This is a genomic window from Alteribacillus bidgolensis (assembly GCF_002886255.1).
GTDB lineage: Bacteria > Bacillota > Bacilli > Bacillales > Marinococcaceae > Alteribacillus > Alteribacillus bidgolensis.
The window spans coordinates 2,609,055-2,630,206 of the sequence record NZ_KZ614149.1; the positions used below are offsets into that span (position 1 = coordinate 2,609,055).

24 protein-coding genes and 1 pseudogene are annotated in these 21,152 nt (G+C 37.6%); 13 read left to right on the forward strand and 12 right to left on the reverse strand.

Annotation, left to right across the window (positions count from 1 at the left end):
• Positions 1 to 67 precede the first annotated feature (67 nt).
• From CEF16_RS13000 to CEF16_RS13020, 5 genes are all read left to right on the forward strand, one after another.
• On the forward strand, positions 68 to 1,402 hold the full coding sequence (locus CEF16_RS13000; protein WP_175488347.1) for a sensor histidine kinase: 1,335 nt from the start codon (positions 68 to 70) through the stop codon (positions 1,400 to 1,402).
• Positions 1,380 to 2,309 carry a response regulator gene (locus CEF16_RS13005; RefSeq protein ID WP_091583792.1) on the forward strand — a complete coding sequence of 310 codons (930 nt, stop codon included), beginning with the start codon at positions 1,380 to 1,382 and terminating at the stop codon, positions 2,307 to 2,309. Before CEF16_RS13000 ends, CEF16_RS13005 begins: the two co-directional genes overlap by 23 nt.
• A gap of 742 nt (positions 2,310 to 3,051) precedes the next feature.
• Complete coding sequence (locus CEF16_RS13010) at positions 3,052 to 3,387, forward strand: CidA/LrgA family protein (protein WP_102776563.1); 336 nt, start codon at positions 3,052 to 3,054, stop codon at positions 3,385 to 3,387.
• Positions 3,388 to 3,416: 29 nt separating this feature from the next.
• Complete coding sequence (locus CEF16_RS13015) at positions 3,417 to 4,103, forward strand: LrgB family protein (protein ID WP_091583790.1); 687 nt, start codon at positions 3,417 to 3,419, stop codon at positions 4,101 to 4,103.
• Positions 4,104 to 4,130: 27 nt separating this feature from the next.
• Positions 4,131 to 4,370 carry an HPr family phosphocarrier protein gene (locus CEF16_RS13020; RefSeq protein WP_091583787.1) on the forward strand — a complete coding sequence of 80 codons (240 nt, stop codon included), beginning with the start codon at positions 4,131 to 4,133 and terminating at the stop codon, positions 4,368 to 4,370.
• 626 nt (positions 4,371 to 4,996) lie between these two features.
• Here the strand turns inward: CEF16_RS13020 and cysQ are convergent.
• Positions 4,997 to 5,788: a 3'(2'),5'-bisphosphate nucleotidase CysQ gene (gene cysQ / locus CEF16_RS13025; RefSeq protein ID WP_091583786.1), complete on the reverse strand. Its 792-nt coding sequence runs from the start codon at positions 5,786 to 5,788 to the stop codon at positions 4,997 to 4,999.
• 200 nt (positions 5,789 to 5,988) lie between these two features.
• Complete coding sequence (locus CEF16_RS13030; protein ID WP_091583783.1) at positions 5,989 to 6,273, reverse strand: hypothetical protein; 285 nt, start codon at positions 6,271 to 6,273, stop codon at positions 5,989 to 5,991.
• Positions 6,274 to 6,450: 177 nt separating this feature from the next.
• Here CEF16_RS13030 and CEF16_RS13035 point away from each other — a divergent pair, with 177 nt between their 5' ends.
• On the forward strand, positions 6,451 to 7,071 hold the full coding sequence (locus tag CEF16_RS13035) for a YkoP family protein (protein ID WP_091583781.1): 621 nt from the start codon (positions 6,451 to 6,453) through the stop codon (positions 7,069 to 7,071).
• A gap of 33 nt (positions 7,072 to 7,104) precedes the next feature.
• Here the strand turns inward: CEF16_RS13035 and CEF16_RS13040 are convergent, their stop codons facing one another.
• The gene (locus CEF16_RS13040) at positions 7,105 to 7,941 is read right to left on the reverse strand and encodes a metallophosphoesterase (RefSeq protein ID WP_091583778.1); all 837 of its coding nucleotides are present in this window, start codon (positions 7,939 to 7,941) and stop codon (positions 7,105 to 7,107) included.
• Positions 7,942 to 8,046: 105 nt separating this feature from the next.
• Between CEF16_RS13040 and CEF16_RS13045 the strand changes: the two genes are divergently transcribed.
• A complete protein-coding gene (locus CEF16_RS13045; RefSeq protein WP_091583775.1) occupies positions 8,047 to 8,772 on the forward strand; it encodes an aspartate/glutamate racemase family protein in 726 nt (241 codons plus the stop codon).
• 237 nt (positions 8,773 to 9,009) lie between these two features.
• The gene (locus tag CEF16_RS13050) at positions 9,010 to 10,602 is read left to right on the forward strand and encodes a glycoside hydrolase family 32 protein (protein ID WP_091583774.1); all 1,593 of its coding nucleotides are present in this window, start codon (positions 9,010 to 9,012) and stop codon (positions 10,600 to 10,602) included.
• Positions 10,603 to 10,707: 105 nt separating this feature from the next.
• Here the strand turns inward: CEF16_RS13050 and CEF16_RS13055 are convergent, their stop codons facing one another.
• Complete coding sequence (locus CEF16_RS13055; RefSeq protein WP_091583770.1) at positions 10,708 to 11,283, reverse strand: class I SAM-dependent methyltransferase; 576 nt, start codon at positions 11,281 to 11,283, stop codon at positions 10,708 to 10,710.
• Positions 11,284 to 11,601: 318 nt separating this feature from the next.
• On the opposite strand from CEF16_RS13055, the gene CEF16_RS13060 reads away from it, so the two are divergent.
• Together CEF16_RS13060 and CEF16_RS13065 are read left to right on the forward strand one after the other, a co-directional pair.
• Complete coding sequence (locus CEF16_RS13060; RefSeq protein ID WP_091583767.1) at positions 11,602 to 12,438, forward strand: STAS domain-containing protein; 837 nt, start codon at positions 11,602 to 11,604, stop codon at positions 12,436 to 12,438.
• 534 nt (positions 12,439 to 12,972) lie between these two features.
• Positions 12,973 to 13,812, forward strand: a complete 840-nt coding sequence (locus CEF16_RS13065; protein WP_091583764.1) for a glycerophosphodiester phosphodiesterase — start codon at positions 12,973 to 12,975, stop codon at positions 13,810 to 13,812.
• A 59-nt stretch (positions 13,813 to 13,871) separates the two neighbouring features.
• On the opposite strand, the gene CEF16_RS23305 is transcribed toward CEF16_RS13065, so the two are convergent.
• Entirely contained in the window at positions 13,872 to 14,111 is a 240-nt protein-coding gene (locus CEF16_RS23305) for a hypothetical protein (RefSeq protein ID WP_139185931.1), read from the reverse strand.
• Positions 14,112 to 14,294: 183 nt separating this feature from the next.
• Positions 14,295 to 14,726, reverse strand: a complete 432-nt coding sequence (locus tag CEF16_RS13075; protein WP_091583758.1) for an LLM class flavin-dependent oxidoreductase — start codon at positions 14,724 to 14,726, stop codon at positions 14,295 to 14,297.
• 137 nt (positions 14,727 to 14,863) lie between these two features.
• On the opposite strand from CEF16_RS13075, the gene CEF16_RS13080 reads away from it, so the two are divergent.
• The 3 genes from CEF16_RS13080 to CEF16_RS13090 all read left to right on the forward strand — a co-directional run bounded on the left by CEF16_RS13080 (position 14,864) and on the right by CEF16_RS13090 (position 16,251).
• Positions 14,864 to 15,109 carry an LLM class flavin-dependent oxidoreductase gene (locus tag CEF16_RS13080; protein WP_211295856.1) on the forward strand — a complete coding sequence of 82 codons (246 nt, stop codon included), beginning with the start codon at positions 14,864 to 14,866 and terminating at the stop codon, positions 15,107 to 15,109.
• A 108-nt stretch (positions 15,110 to 15,217) separates the two neighbouring features.
• Positions 15,218 to 15,379: a Fur-regulated basic protein FbpA gene (gene fbpA, locus CEF16_RS13085; protein WP_091583756.1), complete on the forward strand. Its 162-nt coding sequence runs from the start codon at positions 15,218 to 15,220 to the stop codon at positions 15,377 to 15,379.
• A gap of 260 nt (positions 15,380 to 15,639) precedes the next feature.
• Entirely contained in the window at positions 15,640 to 16,251 is a 612-nt protein-coding gene (locus CEF16_RS13090) for a protein kinase family protein (protein WP_091583753.1), read from the forward strand.
• A 234-nt stretch (positions 16,252 to 16,485) separates the two neighbouring features.
• Here CEF16_RS13090 and CEF16_RS13095 read toward each other — a convergent pair whose 3' ends face one another.
• The 6 genes and pseudogenes from CEF16_RS13095 to CEF16_RS13125 all read right to left on the reverse strand — a co-directional run bounded on the left by CEF16_RS13095 (position 16,486) and on the right by CEF16_RS13125 (position 20,837).
• Positions 16,486 to 16,971: a CvpA family protein gene (locus CEF16_RS13095; RefSeq protein WP_170031921.1), complete on the reverse strand. Its 486-nt coding sequence runs from the start codon at positions 16,969 to 16,971 to the stop codon at positions 16,486 to 16,488.
• A gap of 241 nt (positions 16,972 to 17,212) precedes the next feature.
• Positions 17,213 to 17,629 carry a VOC family protein gene (locus CEF16_RS13100; RefSeq protein WP_091583749.1) on the reverse strand — a complete coding sequence of 139 codons (417 nt, stop codon included), beginning with the start codon at positions 17,627 to 17,629 and terminating at the stop codon, positions 17,213 to 17,215.
• Positions 17,630 to 17,649: 20 nt separating this feature from the next.
• Positions 17,650 to 18,150 (reverse strand): DinB family protein, encoded by a 501-nt coding sequence (locus CEF16_RS13105; RefSeq protein WP_091583746.1) that lies wholly within the window; start codon positions 18,148 to 18,150, stop codon positions 17,650 to 17,652.
• 71 nt (positions 18,151 to 18,221) lie between these two features.
• Positions 18,222 to 18,419, reverse strand: a complete 198-nt coding sequence (locus CEF16_RS25330; RefSeq protein ID WP_425428025.1) for a dihydrofolate reductase family protein — start codon at positions 18,417 to 18,419, stop codon at positions 18,222 to 18,224.
• 509 nt (positions 18,420 to 18,928) lie between these two features.
• Positions 18,929 to 19,723, reverse strand: a complete 795-nt coding sequence (locus CEF16_RS13115) for a helix-turn-helix domain-containing protein (protein ID WP_091583743.1) — start codon at positions 19,721 to 19,723, stop codon at positions 18,929 to 18,931.
• Positions 19,724 to 20,565: 842 nt separating this feature from the next.
• A pseudogene (locus CEF16_RS13125) lies at positions 20,566 to 20,837 on the reverse strand (hotdog family protein).
• Positions 20,838 to 21,152 lie beyond the last annotated feature (315 nt).

A 21,152-nucleotide genomic window follows, 5' to 3' on the forward strand; every position in this document is an offset into this window, starting at 1 on the left:
AATAGTCTATAGTCATTGAATAAAAATAACCTATTATATAAACTAACCTTAATATTTGTAAATTGGAGTGGCACTGTTGAACATTAATCCTTTAAGAAAAGACCGAACTATTATTATATTCATGATATTTTTTGTTCCATTAGCAGGTGAAATAAGCTTTTACCCTGTTAATGAAACATTTCGAGTTAGCTTAGGACCACCAGCTCTTTTCTTATTCCTGCTATTTTTAAGAAAAACTACAATTATTCCAGGTTTTTTAATAGCTGTACTTGTTGTATTTTTTCGTGTTCTATTAGATTTCTTTATGCACGCTGAATTTAGCTGGTTACATTCGTTCGAAACACATTTTCCAACTTTTTTCTTTTACTTCACCTATACTTGCCTTTTTTATTTGGCAAAGGTTAATCGTTTCCATCATCGATTCTTAATCATTGGCTTACTTGGAATAATTATTGAAATATTGTCCGACTGTGCAGAGTTGCTTATACAATATATAATATTTGGATTCTCCATTACCTCAATCTCGTTGTCTAAATTGGTTCTCATTGCTCTTTCTCACAGTTTTATAGTATTAGGTGTCTTTAGTATGATGAAACTATATGAAGTACAATCACGGGAAATAGAAGTTCGGAAGCGAAATGAACATATGTTATTACACGTCTCTAATTTATATGAAGAAACGATTCACTTGAAAAAGACACTTCAAAATTCTGAAGCCATCACAAAAAAAGCTTACGAACTATATAGAGGATTAAATCAGAATCATAATGCAAACAGCAGACTCCTTAAAAAAGTCCGTCCACAATTGCTAGAAATTGCTGGTGAAGTACACGACATTAAAAAAGATAATCAAAGAATTTTTGCCGGATTGTTAACACTTATTTCAAATGAAGGCTTTACAGACTACATAAATATTACCGAACTAATTAAAATAATTGTTCAAGCTAATGAAAAGTATGCTCGTTTATTAAAAAAAGATATTCATTTTAGCTATACCATTAAAGGGGAGCATCCACACTACCATATTAATATCATTCTATCGATTATCAATAATTTAGTCGCAAACGCTGTGGAAGCTATTCAAGATAGGGGAACGATCAAAATAGAGGTAAGTTATCAGCAGAATTCTGTTGACTTTCGGATTGAAGATGACGGACCTGGTATTCCAGAAAAATATAGGGAATTAATATTCAAACCTGGTTTCACTTCTAAATTTGATAGTATGGGTGTTCCCTCGACAGGTATTGGTTTAACCTTTGTAAAAGATATGATCACAAAACTCAATGGAATTGTTACCTTCCAAAGTGACTCAAGTAAAAAAAGGACAGTTTTTACAATTTGTTTGCCAGTTAAGAATTTAGTTGAAAAGGGGGATTTTCATGAATTTTTATATAACAGATGATGATGAAACGGTTCGTTCCATACTAGCTCAAATTATTGAGGATGAAAGTTTAGGGCAAGTTGTTGGGGAATCTGATGATGGAGCATCATTAGATGGAGAAACATTAAATTTGAATAAGGTCGATATTTTATTGATTGATTTATTAATGCCTAATCGTGATGGACTTGAAACAATTCAAACGATTAAACCTACTTTTAAGGGTAAAATTATTATGATTTCTCAAATAGAATCAAAAGAGCTTATTAGTGAAGCTTATTTGCTTGAGGTTGAACACTACATAATAAAACCAATAAATAAAATCGAAGTTTTAGCAGTTATCCAAAAAGTAATGAAACATACTAGCTTAGAAAAATCTATAAGTGACATTCAAAAATCATTAAATAATGTACTTCAAATGGATACTGGATTAAATCAAAAGAAGACGTCTTTTAATGAATATAATATCAAGTATTATGGGGAGTTCCTGATATCAGAATTAGGTATTTCCGGAGAAAATGGCAGCAAAGATTTAATGGAGATATTAGTTTTCTTATTTAACTATGAGAAGAAGTATACGTTTGAACACGGATTCCCCTCTCTTAATAACATTTATGATTATTTGGCAAATAAAAAGCTTGGAGCTGCAGCAGACGAAGCGGATGCAAGAAGGGAAGCAAAAGCTTCTAAACAACGTGTTCGAAGAACTGTTTATCAGTCATTGACGCACTTAGCCTCTCTAGGACTTACGGACTTTTCAAATATAAAATTTGAAAAGTATGCTTCCCATTTTTTTGACTTTACTATTGTTCGTAAAAAGATGACCGAGTTAAAAAATGAATCAAAACCATTGTACACTTCAACACGAATTAATATTAAAAAATTTATTCAAGCCTTATATTTTGAAGCAAAACGAATGATGTTAGAGTGATAAAATCAAGAAAAATCATTATCATTAATATTTTCTTTTTATTGATGTGTTCCAATCGTCTTCATCGCCGGACAAAGTAATAACATTTCCCTGAGCTAAAGGACTGCTATCCTCTAACAAACCATTTAAATAAAGCATTTGTTTTCAGCCCCCTTAATTGGCGTTACCGTACGAGTGGCACTTATATAAACGGAGTGATCGAGCACGCTAGAGCCCTCCTTCAATCTGCTTGCCGTACATGCTTTCTGCAAGTTAGAAAGCTCCATGAAGTGAATGTAATCTTTTACACCAGGAATGCACTTATAAAAGAGTTAAAAAATTGATTCCTAAATGCTGTTCCGCTTGGAACAGCATATTTTGATACATATCTTGTAAACGATCTTCGTTTCAACTCTTCTTCATCTGCTTAGGAAACAGAAAAATCATTTAATGATGTATGACTGTTTAATACATATATTCCTTAATATATATAAATTGACATAAATTACATGATCCTAATAAAGATTAAACTCTCCTTTATGCCCCCTTCATATTCCTTCGTTAGAGTAATAACTGAACGTAAAAAACAAAAGTTATTCCGCTTTCTAGTCGATTGAAAGGAAATCTGACAAAAACATCGCCGATAAAGGAAATTATCTGGAAAATTATCTAACAACATTGCGGAAATATTTTTTTCCCTTTTATATACTAACCTTACAAAAGATAAATGGAATGTTTACCTTGTAGAGGTGGTTAGTATTCCATGCTCGAAAAGATTACACAATGGTTGATTCTTTTAGGTATTTACTTTATTGGATCCAGTCTTTCCAACATCTTTCATCTTCCATTGCCAGGAAGCATCATTGGAATGATGCTGCTCTTTGTTCTTCTGTTAAGCGGCCTTTTTAAACTGCAATGGGTAGAAAAAGTGGCACAACTTCATTTAAAACATATGACTCTTTTGTTTATCCCCTTTATCGTCGGTGTATTTCTTTCTCTGGATATTTTTCGAGTACAGGGATGGAAATTGTTGTTCGTGTTAGTAATTACAAGCTTAATTGTACTGCTTGGTACCGCGTATACCTGTTCAAGGCTATGAATGGTTAAAAACAAGGAGGAAGAAAGAAGATGGTGACTAACCTGGTGTTTAGCACTTTGTTGACTGTGACCAGTTATGCAGTCGGTTTAAAAGTGTTTCGACGGTATCATAAACCTTGGCTGAATCCTCTTTACACTGCAACCATCTTTTTAGTGCTAGTTCTTGTCTTCGTCCCTTCCGTAAACTACGAGTCTTATTTACAAATAACGGATGTGTTCTCCTTTTTGCTCGGTATTGCTACGATATCACTAGCTGTTCCTTTATATAAACAAATATTGGTATTGAAAAAACATGCAAAAAAAATCTGTTTGGGGGTGATGTTAGGCAGTGCCGGCGGTATTTTATCCGGATTGGTGTTGGCGAAATGGCTGTTGTTCCAGGATAAAATTCTCCTTTCTCTCATTTCAAAATCTGTAACCATACCTGTTGCTTTATCAGTTACCGACATGTTGGGAGGTATCCCTTCTTTAACCGTGTTATTTGCGCTGAGCTCAGCTCTGTTTTCCTTAATGCTTGGTCCGAAAATCTTACAAATGGCTGGAATTAAAAGCAAGGTTGCAAAGGGGATGGCATTAGGAGCATCTGCTCAAGCACTGGGTGTTAACCGAGCCCTGCAATGGGGCGAAGAAGAAGGGTCCATGGGAAGTGTAGCGATGTGTACATCTGCTGTGTTTCTTTCAATTTTAGTTCCTTTTCTTGGTTTGGTGGTACATTAATTTTAATTTGGAAAGGAGAATGTGAAAATGGAAGTCAAAGAATCTTTTCACATCGACCGAAACGGATCTCATCAAATGATTAATCTTGTGCAGCAAGCCAATCAATTTCAAAGCTACATTGTGCTTGAAACAAACAACAAAGTAGTCAACTGCAAGAGCTTAATCAGCATCAGTGCCTTTTTAGTGCCTTCTGAAAATATAACGTTAAAAGCTGTTGGTGATGATGCAAAAGAAGCCGTAACAACTCTGCAGCGTCTGTTTAAATAAAGCATCCTCCCTCTCTTACTCTTATGTATCCCTCGGGCCGTTATAGATAACGCTCGAGGTTTTTTGTATTTTGTCATCTCCTGGTTACATTTTGGCAGCTCTTCTTGGTTTATGTACATGTTTGCAACGTAAATGGTCTGATTTTAGTTATTTATGTTTCATTTTTAGTAACATATAAACAATATAGGGCGTTATATTTGCATTTACTTTTGGGGTCTGGCCCCGTATAGCTTTTCTGCCTTTTCTCATACCTTCGACTATGTTTATAACCTGTTCTATTTTTTCGCCCCTCTGTTCCGATGATCCCACCATGAATCACGTTTCTTTCCTTTTTGTTGATTTACGTTTATCTATTTTAAGACTTTGCTTTCCTTTGTTGTCTTTATGAGCCACTTTGCAAGTATTATGAGCTCTTCTCGTTGATTTATGCCCTCTTCGCTTGTTTCAACTAAAGTCTGCTTGGTGCCTGACCCCACATCTTTCTCTTAGGCTTTTTCAAATTTTTTATGAGCGAGGATCCCAATTATCCGCCAATCCGATTTAATTAAATTCAGCTCTGTCCCTCTCTAATTCAAAAAAATTAGCCTTGGTATCATTTCTGACGACCAAGGGCTTAATTCCTCGTTTTATTTCTTGTTCTGTGCTAAAAACCAAGGATTTTTCAATTCTTTTTTATTATAAACAAGCGGCTTTTTTTCTTCCACATTTGTGACAATTCCACCAGCTGCTTCAACAATGGCGTGGCCGGCTCCTGTATCCCATTCCATGGTTGGTGCATAACGGGGATAAAAGTCTGCTTTTCCTTCTGCCACTAAACAAAGCTTCAGCGAACTTCCGGCAGAAATGGTCTCGACCTCATCATATTCCTTCTCCAGCTTTTGTATAAATTGCTTCGTTTCTTCGGACATATGAGAGCGGCTGGCAACGACGCTTACTTTTTGATCTTTCTGCGTTGAAAGCGGTAAAGCTGTACCATGCTCAAAAAGCGTATCCCAATTTTTATTCTGGCTTGCTTTTTCTATTTTTACAGCACCTTTTTCTTTGTCCCCTGCATATAACACATCCATTGCTGGGGCATATATCACACCAAATATAGGGGTTTCTCCTTCAATAAGAGCAATATTCACAGTAAATTCTCCGTTTTTCTTTATAAATTCCTTCGTTCCATCGAGCGGATCGACGAGCCAGAATGTTTTCCAGGAAGCTCGTTTATCATACGAAAGGTGATTGCCTTCTTCGCTTAAAATGGGGACGTGAGGATCTTTTTGCTCGAGTTTTGTTTTTATTATGTAGTGGGCACGTTCATCCGCTATTGTAAGCGGAGACTCATCTTCTTTGTACGCTACGTTAAAATCTGTTTGATAAATCTTCATGATTTCTTTTCCTGCTTCTATGGCAGCATTAATGGCGGTTTGCATGTGTTATACTCCTCCTGCATCAGTATCTATTCAAAAACGGCTCTATATTCCAGCATAGCATCTTTTTCGCATATTGTGTAAGGGAACAGAACTCTTAATCAAACGTTTGATTACTTCTTTCGCGCCGTTCGCTTTCTGGCTTACAGACAAAAAGTATAAAAGCAAAAGGAGACGGGGATTTGCCCCATCTCCCATCACCATTAATCTGCCTGGTTTCTGAAGTTGGAATCATCTGGTGTTAATTCTTCAGAAAATGCTGTTTCGGTATTAGGCATCGCGCGCTGCGCGTTAGAAAGCATGTTTCTAACAGGCTGTCTTCCATTATTATTATTTTGAGCAATACCAGCCCATGCAGCACCTGCCCCAATTCCGAGTAACGTCAATAACATGCCCATGCCCATTCCACCGCGGTTGTTTCTTCGGTTCCAGCCCGTAAATCTTCGCCTTCGCCCCATAAAAGGTGCTAACCAACGAAAATTATTCATCCCATATTCCCCTTCTCTTCATAAAAGTGTGGGATAAGAAATAATCCCGCATCTATATTTTTAACCGATTTTGTTTACTTTATCAGTAAGAATTTTTCCCCTCTTATTACCATAAATATTATTAGATGAAATTTGTACACTATGTAGTGTCATATTAATTGAGGGAATGAAACTCCAATGAGAAAATTTTTAGTGTATACTTGGACTGTTTTGGATCCATATTATTTTAAATTAACCCGTCTCACCAACCTTTATGATTCCAATGATCTGTTTAAAAACATCTTCAGGGTAAGGCTCACTTCTTATAAGGGTTCTGCTGTTACCCTATCGGATGGGACGATTATCAATAAAAACGATACCCTTTTAAAAATTCACTTGCATAATATTCGTTTAATTAATGAAATGGACACGCTGCAAACCGACATCCATAAGGCTTTTTTTGTTTATAAAATGGTTCAACAATCGCTTCCCGGCCTTGCCGCTTATATCCAAAAACTTGAAAAGAAGGAACAAATAAAAGGAATTATGGGTATTACTATTTTAAATAAAGGCTGTACCAGGCTTGGTTTTGATTCGATTGATATAACTAATCCATTTTATAAATGGTTTAAGTTTCTGCCGTCTTTATCGATAAGCATGTTATCTTCGCCAACAGCAACGTTTTCTTCCATAAAAAAGAAACAACCTAAATATATTTTTATGTCGAAAGAAAAGCTTTTGGCAATCTGTATAAAAACGCAGTCTCGGCAAGTCATCCAGCAAAGCCTCTCTACTAGTACTGCACATGGTAAAAGATAAGAAAAAAGAGCTGCCCAAAACGGAGCGGCTCTTTTAGCTTATTTTCGCATTTGCCATTTCCTTACCGACAGACAAGGTATGAAGCGTAATTTCAGGACGCGATCCGATTCGGGCATTCAACCCTGTTTGTCCTAAACCTTCACTAATATAAAAAGACTTGTCCTCGTAACAGTGAAGCCCTTTAATCATTTTCATTCGAGCAAGCTTACCCATCTTAACAAGATGATAAGGTTTCGGGTACAAAAATTGTCCTCCGTGAAAATGGCCGGAAAGAAGGTAGTCAAAACTGCAATGCTTCATGTCTAAAACAACATTGGGATCATGTGTTAACACTAGATTGTAACCCGATTTTACATACTGATAAGAAGATTCAAGGTCACTTCGGTTCGTACTGTAATCATCAATCCCTATAATGTTGACGGGATGTCCTTCTATATTAAGCAAACACTGCTCATTTTGCAGGGTCTTACAACCATTCTGTTCTAATATATTCTTTAAAGCAGCAAAATCATTATCTTTTAGGACATAATCATGATTTCCAAAAACGGCATACATGCCATAACGGGGGTTCAGTTTATTTAGAGCGTCCAAATATGGGACAAGCTTCGGTATCGTACGTTTTCGATCTAGAAAATCCCCAGTTATCGCAATAATATCAATTGATTCCTGTTTTAATTTTTCATAAAGCTGTTCCGGTGTGATGGAGATGTTTTCCAAGTGCATATCAGAAAGATGGAGTACAGTAACGGAGGAATCCGCAGTCTTTTCATCCTGATTTAATTCTACTTTATTGATTACCACTTGCTTTGTATTTTCATAAGCTTTATATCCAATAATAACAAGGACCATAATAATAAATAACCAAATCATTTATAGCACCTCCATTGCTTTATTATACATGAAAAAGATTGGATTTTGCCTAGTAATACTTGGTGGTATTGCCATCGTTATATTAACGAACCGGAGGGTATGATAATGATTTACCAAGCAAAGAAAGGACAAGTAAACTATGGTGAGACAATAGGCATACTTATGCTCGACAGCCACATCCCGTTTATCCCCGGCGATATGGGAAATGCCTTCACTTTTTCTTTTCCTGTTCAATATAAAAAAGTGAACGGCTTAACCGTAAAGCAAATGTATGAAGAAAAAGAAGCTGTGCTTCCAAAAGTAATCACAGCAGGAAAAGAACTTATTGCAAAGAGCGGGGTTAAAGCAATTACAGGAAACTGCGGATACTTATTACTTTTTCAGCAAGAACTGGCAAAGTCTCTGAAAGTTCCCGTATTTATGTCGAGTTTGCTGCAGCTTTCTATGCTGGAAAAAATAATAGACACTTCTAGTCAAAAAATCGGCATTATCACGGCTGAATCATATCGTTTAAACACCAACCTGCTGCAAGCTGCAGGTACAAATCCAAAAAGTGTATATATTAAGGGATTAGAAAATACATCCCATTTTGCAGAAGTTGCAATTCAGGAAACAGGCATTTTGGACACGCAACAAATAGAACAAGAAGTCGTGGATGCTGCTGCAGAAATGATGAAAGACCATCCCGAAATATCCATCCTGTTATTAGAATGCAGCCTCCTCTCCCCTTATTCCAAAGCAATACAAGAAAAAATACAGCGTCCTGTATTTGACTACGTGACGCTGATACAGTTTGTGTTTGAGTCGTTTATTAGAGAAAGAGTTTACTGATTACACATTCGATTAATGGTTTATACTCAGTATTTTTTTCCTATTTCCTTTCAAATATTGAAATACATTGATTGATTTTGATTATTTTTGAACTAATTTGATATTTTATGATTGCTATCGATCATTTATATTTTTACAATACTAATTGAAACCGTTTTCCAATTTACACTTTGATCGTTAAGGAGGGAATAGTTGTTCCAGATTAAACTTTAAATTTTTAATAAGGGGGAATAAAAATTGAAATGTAATTATAAAGGAGTTCTCGTTTCAACTGTGTCATTAATGGCTGGTTTATTCATGCATACTGCAGATGTAGGAGCTGAAGATTCTGAAGAGTCAGAAAAAAATAGTCAATTGCAAGAAGTGGATAATAATTATTACGAGGAATTGTACCGCCCTCAATTTCACTTTACTCCAGAGGAAAATTGGATGAACGATCCTAACGGTTTGGTTTATTACCAGGGAGAATACCATATGTTTTATCAATATAACCCTAAAGGTAATACATGGGGGAACATGAGCTGGGGCCATGCTGTCAGCAAGGATCTTGTTCACTGGGAGCATCTAGATGTAGCGATGGAACCCGATGAATTAGGGATGATTTTTTCTGGAAGTGCTGTAGTGGACAAACATAATACAAGCGGTCTGTTTAAAGGCGGCTCTGGGGGATTAGTCGCCATTTTCACTCATGCAGGTGATACACAGAAACAAAGTATTGCTTACAGCGAAGACAAAGGAAGAACATGGCAAAAATACGAAGGCAATCCGGTCCTTGAAAACCAAGGCATAGAAGATTTTCGTGATCCAAAGGTTTTTTGGCATGAAGATACGGAGAAATGGATAATGGCGGTCGCTGCCGATGACCGCGTTCAATTTTACTCTTCACCTGACCTCCTTGACTGGGAATTTATGAGCGAGTTTGGTGAAGGAATGGGGGCCCAAGAAGGAGTTTGGGAATGCCCTGATCTGTTCGAAATTCCTGTCGATGGAGATCCAAACAACACAAAATGGGTACTGCAGGTCGATATTAACCCAGGAGCAATTGCAGGAGGTTCTGGGGGACAATACTTTATCGGTGACTTTGATGGCGAAACCTTTACAACTGATCAAAAAGCAGAGGAAATAAATTGGGTAGATTACGGAAAAGATTTCTACGCCAGCCAATCTTGGGATAACACAAAAGAGCGGCGTATTTGGACAGCTTGGATGAGCAATTGGAATTATGCAGAAGATATTCCTACATCACCTTGGAGAAGTGCTATGACAATCCCTAGAGAAGTCGGATTGAAAACTTCTGAAAATGGTGACATTCTTCTTACGCAAAAACCTATACGGGAAATGAAAAAAGTTAGAAACAAGAAACATCATTTAAAAAGTCAAAACATTGATTCAGATCATCTCCCCGTTTCAGAAGTACAAGGACAGACCCAGGAAATTATCGCTGAGTTTGAAATAGGTTCAGCAGAAGAGTTCGGTTTTCATATTCGAAAAGGAGAGGAAGAATATACGAAAGTAGGATATGATACAGAAAACCAAGAATTATTTGTAGATCGAACAAAGTCTGGTGACACCGACTTTAATGACGATTTTCCTGGCATCTACGCAGCACCATTAGCTTCAGAAGAAAACAAAATTAAAATGCATATATTTGTAGATCGTTCCTCTGTAGAAGTTTTTGGAAATGATGGAGAAAGAGTTCTGACAAACCAAATCTTTCCTAAACCTGAAAGCAATGAGCTAGAGATCTATGCTGAAGACGGTGATGTAAACGTAACTTCTTTAGATGTATTTGAATTAGACAGCACGTGGAAAAATAAGATAAATCAGTAAGAGCTGAAAAGATTTTATTTGGGGGCTTTCCCATAAGTAACTTTAAAGGGGGCCCTCTCCAGTATTTGATACTTTAATTGTTCATCCCTGCAAAGTATTCCGATTTCAATATGCAATAAAAAACAATTCATTATAAAAAAGGCACTTACTGTATCTTTTTAATACCTTGCATTGAAAACCTTCACTTAAAAAGAAATTTAAATAACCTTGTTCATATTGGATATATTTCCCATTATCGTTTTTATGCATAAATCTATTACTGATCGGAGTGTTTTCAAAAAAACATGGCTCCATCACAACTATCCTGCCGCCATTCGGATTTAGAGCTTTTCCAAATTCTTTAACATAAGAGGATACCTTCTTTGGAGGAATATGATGCAGAACAGCAACAATCATAATAATATCAAAAGATTGTTCTATAACAGAAAGGGGTCCATTAATAACGTCAAAACGATAATTCGGATAGTTGCGTTTTGCCAATTCGATTCTTTTTTTATTTAGATCTACTCCCAGGTAGCCAGAAGGTTCGCATATTACGGAATTAGCTCCCGTTCCAGTTCCAAAATCCAAAACAGATTTGTTAGAAAAATGAACATGCTCTGTCAGTACATTATGTACATATTTTTTTGTAATCCACTTAGGTCGAATCAACCAATGATAAAGATGGGGAGTTAGTTCCATAAAAAACGTTCTCCTTTTAGTGTTCTAACTTGTACTTAAACGTCGTATATAACATTTGCTTGTTCTTCTTGTATAATTCCCCGCATATTTCTCTTTATTCCTAGGTAAAAAAACGTTTTATACCTGTTCCAGCCTTTAAGCACTATCTCTTTAGATTTCATTCATTTTTATATTTGTTGATGTGAATGGAGGTTTACGGTATTCCAATTCATTCCAATGCTTTTTATCCGGACAAGCCATTGTCTTAGCAAGGGACGGCTGATAAAGTGAAAGTGAGATTAAATATGTCAATGGATTGTAAGTAAGGAGTGCTATATATTGTTGCAAAATGAGGTTAAAAAAGAACTGGTTGAACTAGGAAGAGCAATGTATGATTCAAGAAGCAAAATAGCAGCAAACATCCAAAAACCTTTGAAAGAATACGGCCGCGAGCAAACAATTAGAGAAGAGACGGTCCTCGACTTTCAAGAAAATTTTATTGTTATTATCTCTGAAGCATTTACGGTAAACCAAGAAGAAATGAGTCAAAAAATAGCTCAATGGGCGGAAGAAACTTCTAATTATGCTATGCAGATAGGAGTTACGCTTGACCAGCCGATAGAAACGGTCAAGGATTACCGCTCAGCCATATGGAATTTTATTCAACAAGAGACCAAAGAACAAGGATTTTCCATAGACACGGTATTTGAAACTCAAAAAATAGTAGACCCTATGATTGATAAGACCGTCTCTTTGTTGTGTCAAAAGTATGTTTCCCATCATCAGGAAGAACTTAAGTTAGCACAAGACACCTTTTTAGAACTTTCTGCTCCTGTTGTCCCTATTACTGAAACGGTTGCGGTTCTTCCTATTATTGGTAAAATAGATACAAAAAGAGGCTACAAATTAATGGATACAGCGTTGCAGCAATCAGACATGTATAATCTTGACTATCTTTTGCTTGACCTTTCAGGTGTGTCCACTGTGGATACCCCCTCCATTAACAAAATTCATGAAACGGTTCAATCTCTCCATCTGCTAGGAGTCAAAGCTATCATATGCGGCGTAAGGCCAGACTTATCCCAAACGATGTGTTCTTTAGATATTGGGTTCGATAATATCGAAGTTCACGGCAACCTTCGAAAATCGCTCTCTACATTAGGGATTTTCCAATAAATACTTCTTAATTGCGCGCCGCTTCTATGCCAGGAGGGCGAAAAGCATTCTTTCTGATCATTTAACCATCTCTTACATACTATCCCCAACTGATTTCTGGTTAAGTTTGCAATCAATAGAAACTATCTTTTGCTTCTTGGAATGGTATATTAACAGGCACAGCAGCAGGTACTATGGCAGGTGCAGCAGTTATTTCTGTTATTATTTCATTAGCAGAATACTTCTTTCATTTTTATATTCCTAAGAAAAATATCGGTGCAAACAATGAATTAAACACTTCCACCTCTCATTAATAACAGAGGAGCTGCCCCAAACGAAGCAGCTCCTTTTCATGTTGATGTGAACCTTCCTCTTATATTCTTTTACCCTGTTTCCGCATAGAAAGGATAAAGTAAAACAATTACGAATAAAATGTTAAAACATGATCAATTTCCATATATTAACACTTTCCTTACACAGTTTAAACTGTGGCTTTATATTCCCTTCATAGTTTTTCGCTAGAGTGAAGGTAAATAAACAAAGGGAGAGTGACAAATGAAAAAGTATTTATCAAGCATTTTAACGGCCGCTTTGTTCTTTACAGTATTTCTTCCAGGGGGAATGGCATTGGCTGACGGAGAGATATCAACCAAGACAAAAAAGCAAACCCTCAATATTGCGCATCGAGGTGCCTCTGGTTATGCCCCTGAAAATACATTAGCAGCCTTTGAAAAAGCAGTGGACATGAAAGCCGAAATGATTGAACTGGATGTACAAATGAGCAAAGACGGAGAGCTTGTTGTTATCCACGATACGACAGTAGACAGAACGACAGATGGCACAGGTGCTGTTAAAGATTTAACATATGAAGAAATAGCAGAACTGGATGCAGGAAGCTTCTTCAGTGAGGAATTTGTCGGTGAAAAAATACCTACACTTGGCGAAGTGCTTGACCAATTTAGAGGAAGAACTGGTATTCTTATTGAAATAAAATCACCTTATCTATACCCGGAAATCGAACAGAAAGTAGCTGATGAGCTAATTTCTCGTAATATGGATAAACCAAATAACAATAAAATTATTGTTCAATCTTTTGATCATCAGTCCATGAAAACATTCCAGTCGATTCTCCCCTCTGTGCCAGTCGGTGTACTATTAAGCTACAGCCCGGATGGCATCTCTGATGCACAGCTTGCTGATTTCGCTCGTTATGCTGAGTATGTCAATCCTAATAAGGATATGATGGACGCTGATCTGCTTGAACGTATTCATGAGTTTGGCATGAAATCACATCCATGGACGGTTAGAGACCAAGAATCCGCAGATTTCCTATTGGAATTAGAAGTAGACGGTATCATTACGGATTACCCTGATTATGTGGACCCCCATAAATAATATTTCTCATATTTAATTGGAGCAGAAGGTTCCCCCGCCTTCTGCTCCTTCTTATATCATTACATTTTTGCTTTTGCAATTTTTCTTTCAATCCTTGGCAGGACTTCCTCTTTCATTAGCCGCATTGATTTTTTCCATACTTCGGGGTTATCGCTGTAATCATACCCGGTGATAAGCAAATGCCCAAGCCCGCCTACTTTTTCATAGAGATTGGCTAACCTATTCGCAACTGTCTTCGGTGACCCCACAAACCAGTTATATTTTGCTACATATTCCGTAGTGACTTCCTCATCGTCCACAGCTTCTTCTTGTTTAAATACAGAAATAGCACCAATTTTTTAAAGAGAGGAAGCCAATATTCACGATGCTGCCTGCCCATCATAGAATACAGGGAACCTTCAAGCGCTTCTTCATCTGTATCTGCTGCAAACACATCCCGGGTAATTCTCCAGATATCCCGCTGTGGATTTTTGCCGCTTCTTTTAGCTCCTTCTTCCACAGAATCCCAATGACTTGTAATATAATCGAGGTTCGCTCCCAGGCTCATTGGAACTTTTTTCTCCAGCCATTTTCAGTGTTTCTGATCCTGGACTAAGTCCGGTTACGCCAATAGGCGGGTATGGTTTCTGATATGGCTCAATATGCGGCCTTAAATATTCATCACCCTCTATTTTATTCGCATTCCAATACGTTCCTTTATATTGAAAAGGCTCTTTTTCCTTCCAAAACTTCAATATAATTTCTAATGCTTCTGCTGTCATTGTTCTATTTGCGCCATTGGCTTCGTCTACACCATATGTTTCATGATCACTAGGAAGACCCCCTGCCCCAATGCCAAGCATTAAGCGACCTAGTGATAAATGATCAAGAAACGCCGTACGATGAGCTAATTCTACTGGATAATGGTAAGGCAGGCTGTTAAACTATCATCCCGGTCTACTACTCGTTTCTTTCTAGAAAGTTTCTAACCTTCCAGAAAAGCTATTGTGAAAACGCTCACTTAAAAAGGTCCAAAACGAGATTCTTTTAACAAGAAAAAGGTGATGGTTTTGTGAAACTAGGACTGTTCTTAATGCCGACACATCCTCCGGAAAAAAGTCTTTACGACACGACCGAATGGGACTTAGAGATGATTCAATATGCATATGAGTTAGGTTATGGTGAGGCTTGGATTTGGGAACATTTTACTTCCCCGTGGGAACCAATTCCAGCCCCAGATTTAATGATTGCGCAGGCTTTGAAAGCAACAAAGCAATTAAAGCTTGCACCTGGTGCTCCTCAAACTAAAGATTCCTAGCCTTTGCTACAATTACTTCAAAAATTATAAATATATTTTCATTGACAATCTCTTAAAATATCATTAAACTTATAGTTGAAAGCGCTTACAATTAAAGGAGCGGGTATTATGAATATGTGTACTTTAATCGATGAAAAGAATAAAGACCAACTCATTGCTGCCCTTTTAGATCTTGATATTTATAAAATGCCGGATGGTCGTCAGTTTTATGAAGCTACGGAATCAGAATTGAAAAATCAGTTTTTACTAAGAACCAACTATATTTCCTGACAAGCTCCCTTTTATATCATGTATTATAAATAATTTTCCACACATAGCCATCAGTCTCACTGTCGAGATGATGGTTTTTTGTATCCTTTCGTTTATGATCAGCTCCCCCAAAATTTTAGGATTATTGACATATAATAGACACATAAGAATGATAGAATTGGACAAACTTGCTTGCCGCAAAGTCCAAATGGCGAAAGCAAAAGTTTTCCTATACTGTTTACCATTCTTAACAGTACAAGGAAAGAAGGGAGACTATAGAAATGAGTGCATATAGAGAACTTGCTGATAGTGTACGCATGACTGGCAAGGGCTCATGTCCATGGTTTGGTGAGAAAGATGACAAGCTTGAACTCATTGGAAAAGGCCGAAGTGCTTACGTTTTTAAGATTCTTTCAACTGAAAAAGTACTGAAGGTGTTCTTTCCTGACTTTACACATATAGCAAAAGAAGAAGCGGCGATTTACCATGATCTTGAAGGATTAGAATTTTTCCCGACATTATATGAGGCTGGTTCCAACTACCTCGTGCTTGATTATATAGAGGGGTACACTTTGTTTGAATGTCTGCAGCAAGGCATTCCGGTTTCAGAGCAGAATATGAACGAGGTTGATCAGGCTTTAGACCTAGCACGAAAAAAAGGACTGAATCCGTCAGATATTCATTTACGAAATATTATTATCACTCCGCATGGCGGGATAAAAATTATTGATGTCGCTCGCTATCGGCAAACAAAACAGTGTACGCAATGGGACGATTTAAAACGAGCCTTTTATCGTTTTTATAGGAAGCCTTATTTCCCTAAAAGACTTCCCATATTTATTCTAAATACCATTGCCGCGTTATATAAAAGAAAATGGCTGCCTGAATTTTAGGCTGACTACTGGATCTATTCCTATCAGCTGCCTTCCCCGATACCAACTGCTGAATACTCTTTCCTAATGTATTAAAAAACTTGGCTTACCGCCCAGCCCAAATGGCGGAAGTCTTAGTTTTGCTTATACTTTGATCCTTTAACAAAGTTAAACATTCCTAAAATACAAAGAAGACTGAACTTGGTCCAACTTCCAAGTCCAGTCTTTTTCAATATAATCTATTTCCAAGCTGCCTTAATAAAAATCAGAAATAAAAGGGGTATTCTCCATCATGATCGTCGCCACAGAAGATGAATCAATAGCAGTTTGCACCGACTCAACCGGGAAGAATGAAACACCTATCAAGAGAATTAAAATCACCACATAAGTTTTAACTACGCCAAATACACCGCCAAGTCCTTTGTTGATCGTACGAAGGATAGGCAAAGATGCAAAGACTTGCAGGATCCTGCCAAGCCAAAGGACGATTAGATTTGTCACGATTAAAACAGTGAAAAAGCCAATAAGTGTATAGAAAATCCCTCCCAAGCCGGCTCCAAGAAACTCAGGATAAGGAACCCATGTATGAAGCCAAGATGCAGCCGAGCTATAAAAGAAAAAACCCGCAGCAATGGCAAGTAAAAAACTCGAAAGTCTTACAAATTTAGAAACAAAGCCTTGACGAAGTCCAATAAAAAAACTTCCAATAAGTAACAAAATGATGATAATATTTACGAGCACAAGCAGTACCTCCTTCACGGTGAGAAAATGAGATGCTCGTTGAATTGAATATATCATGTTTGATTATAAAAAAGAAACCATCTTCCGTACTGTTCCGTTAGAAATTAATGGAACTAAAAAAGCGCAAGCGCCTTGCAGGTCCTAAAAATAGAATACGTCCGTTTCGTTTATACTGTTTACCAATAAATTTGGAAAAATAAAAAAGCTGCGCTAATCACAGCTTTTTCACATTCATGGGCATTTACTTTTTTGCTAAAGCATCTTCGTCCATATATAAGACCTCCCATAAATGGCCGTCTCTATCCTGAAAACTCCCCCCATACATAAAACCTGCCTCGACAGGATCATTGGATGGTTTTCCTCCTGCTTCAAGAGCTTTATTGACCAATTCATCCACCTCTTCCTTACTGTCAGCAGATAAGGCAACGATCACTTCCGTGTTTTTGGTCGCATCCGTTATTTCTTTTTTGGTAAAGGTTTGAAAAAAATCTTCCTTTAAGAGCATAGCAAACATGTTTTCTCCTATAATCAAACAAGCTGCGTTTTCATCTGTAAATTGATCATTAAACTCAAATCCTAACCGTGTAAAAAAATCAATCGATTGATTTAAATCTTTTACCGGTAAATTAACATATATTTGTTTAGCTTGAGTTCCCATATGACTCACCTTTCTTTTATTTAGTTTTCATCTGCACTCGAACCATACACCGCAGGTACTGAGACATCGAGCAGACGGAGATAAACAGTAAGCTGGCCGCGATGGTGGTACCAATGATTAAACATGAGAGAGCGCAGCATGAAAAAACGCGGCGCTGTCATTATCGTTTCTTCTCCTTGTTTCATCTGCCATTCTGACATCAGGTCCACTTCATTCCATGCTGCCAGCTTTTGCTCGGCCGTCTCGATACTGCTATCGAAGGCTGACAAAATCTCCTTGCGAGTAGCTGCTTCAGGGAGAAGAACTTGCGGAACTTCCCTGTTTGATTCACTAAAATATTCGGCCAGTTCCCCAGGTATAACTGCAGTATGCAAAGCAATCTGGCCAAGGGACATAGACTTTGGATGCGGAGACCAGGAAAGCTTATCTTCCGGAATTCGTTCAAGGACTTGTCTAGTGGCATGCACCTCATCTGTGAATTCTTTTATCAGTAAGTCGGAAACGGCAATACGTTTTGACATCACCTTTTCTCCTTTCCATTCGATATAGCCTGGTAAAAAAGGTGAATGACACCAGGTGAGTCGATTAACTTTCAGCTTCTAGATTCAACAAGATGGTCATTTAATTGATCAAATAGTCTTATTCCATCACCGAGCAGTACAGGCACCACATGAAGATGGATTTCATCAATTAGACCTGGATAAAGGCATTGGCGTGATGCACTTGCTCCCGCAACACCAACATAATTTGCACCTGCTGCAGCTTTCGCTTTTTTTATTGCACTTTCAATTCCATCGGTGACAAAGGTGAAAGAGCTGTGGATCCTTTTGGTACCTTTTCTGGATCATGATCTGTTAAAAAAATCCGGGATTCCATGGATAACCCCATCCTCCGACCACATCAAACGTACGCCAACCCATCACTATTGCTCCTGTTCTTTCAAAAGATGTATCAACACCTCTGTGCTGTTGCTTGAAATCTTGAAAAAATGATTATATGTGCTGGGTTTGCTGCCGCTAAATCAGTCATGAAAAACGTCTCCTCCCTCTCCAAACGGCTGTTCCGTGCTATTGTTAGGACCAGTTATGAAGCCATCAAGTGACATGGACATATCTACAATCCCTTTTCCCATCATTCAAACTCTCTTTTGTTTCGATTGGGATTAAATGTTTTTCTAGTTGTCGAAATGGATCACGATCGCTCCTATCACCTCTCCTTTACATGTTTTCACCTTGCAGTTCTTTGCATTTCTTTATTTCTAACGCTTTTATTTTAGCACGCAGCCTTCTCCCATATTTCTTATGAATTGCTATGTTGATGAATTCTTTGAAGGAATTTATTCATTAATAGCGGTAATGAGATAAGGATCGGCGGATCATCAACACGCGGAGGATAAAGGTGCACTTCTTGATGTGGAATGGGGGAAAACGGCTCGACAATAATTGGCTTTCTCGATCGTGTTCTTAATGTTTTGTGCGGAAGGAGAAAATCCTCTGCTTTCATTTTCCAAGAAACCGAAGTGGCCATTATGTAATAGATACCCGGTTTGACATCTGGTATACAAAAATCCCCTAAGGAAGAAATAAGTGTTCCGTGCAGGGGGAAGCCTTCAGGTATTGGTTTTGCAAATAATCCAATCAAAATAACACCTTCAAAAGGGACTGCTGCTTGAATGGTTCCTGTTATGTTTGTATGTTTACCCGTAGAATTAGAGGCAGCAGTCCAGTCACGAAGCTTTTGTAAAGAGTGAAAGTGGTTATTTGCTTGTGGGATGGAATTTCGGAATTGGGACGGTGTCATGCCGATTCGTTTCGTGAATTGAGTAGTAAACGTTCCTAAACTTTGCTGGCCGATTTCAAGCCCAACATCTCGAACGCTCAAATTCGTATGCAATAATAAATCTTTCGCTTTTTGCATGCGCAGAGCAGAAACATAGTAAAGCGGGGGAATGCCCATTTTTTCTTTAAATATGCGATTGAAATGGTATGGACTATAAGCAGCTTGAGCAGCTAACGCAGAAAGCTCAAGAGGTTCGTGTATATGTTGATGAATATAGACAACCACTTCACCTATTTCGGGATACTGATCGGTCACAAATTCTTTCTCCCCTTCCTAATCAATTTAACTTCTCCTTATAATTTTATCCATCGATGTTCTATTTCCTCCCTCTTCTGCCATTTTTTAAAATTAGTTTGCCGACATAAATAAAGGAATCGCCTAGGCAAAGGAATTTTTACTAAAAACGCACACGTACTGTGCAACGTAGAAGTCCGCGTCGTGCGAGAGTACGTCTTCGGCAGTGGAAACCTTATTCTTTTCCTATACTTTATTCCCTTAGCCAAGTTAAACCTTCCTAAGTACAAGTAAACCAGCCCTAAACCCTGGTCTACTTGATTTTCTTCTTTATTGAGTTGGAGAACCAGGCAGGTAGTAATATGGCGGAACTTTGAGCCAACCCCGTTTATGCATTAATGTTTTTAATGTGTTTCCAAATGTCACCCATTCCGTATAAAATGGAAACCACATCATGCCGGTATCGTTTCGGATTGCACCCGCTTAAGCTTTAGCACAGGCTTGCATACATGTAACCAGCTTAAAAGCAATACCATTTGAAATTTCGTCATCGGTTAATTTTACCCCTAATGGAATATCTTTAGAATCGGAATTTTGGTTTAACAGAGGTCACATAAGGTAAAGGAATTCCTTCTTTTTTCATAAATTGGCTTAAACCACTTGTTCTTCACACAGTTTAATGACATCCGTCAGCATTTCTTTGACTTCATCATCTGTTGTTTTATTCAGCCCAGTTTCCTCATAACGAATGAATTCTTCCATCAGGGTAATGTACTTCCAGCAGTCTCCCACTTCTATGACATGCAATGGAGCCGTTGGTTCATTTGTATTATCAAAAATTTTAACTTTGCTAATGAGTTATCTTATTCCTTGTCATTTTTTATAATTACACCAGAAAAATCTCCTCGGATTACTTCTTTTTCCTTCTGATTACGACAGGAAAAAATGGCGGAAATAGTCCCCTCCTTTTTGTTGGCAGGGTAGCTGTAAACAGTCCTTGGATAATGAGGCGTCCGTTTTCATCTGGTACCAAGTGATGGGTGCCTTCATCTCCTGAAACTTTTGTAAACATCTCTACATCTTCGACCGTATACGTTCGTTTAAAGGTTATAATATCTCCAACTTGTAATGACATATTTACTTCCTTTCGTGTTTCATGGTTTTATTCATTTCTTTTCTCGTTGCTGCTGTGATTTCCTTCTCTTTTCTCTATAAAAAGCAGCCTCGTTTTTTTACATAAATTTGTTGGCAGGTGTTAAAAATATTTGTGTATTGGTATTTTACAGAAAGGAGCGATAATCCTTTGGGTAAACGTTCAAAATCAAAACGTAATATCATAAAAGGCAAAGATGCCGTGCAACCTAGTACGGGAGAAGAGAGAATTACTATTTCAAAGGTGAGCAGGGAGTTAGGAGAAAAAAGAAAGTAATACAGCGAAAAGGAGAGAAGG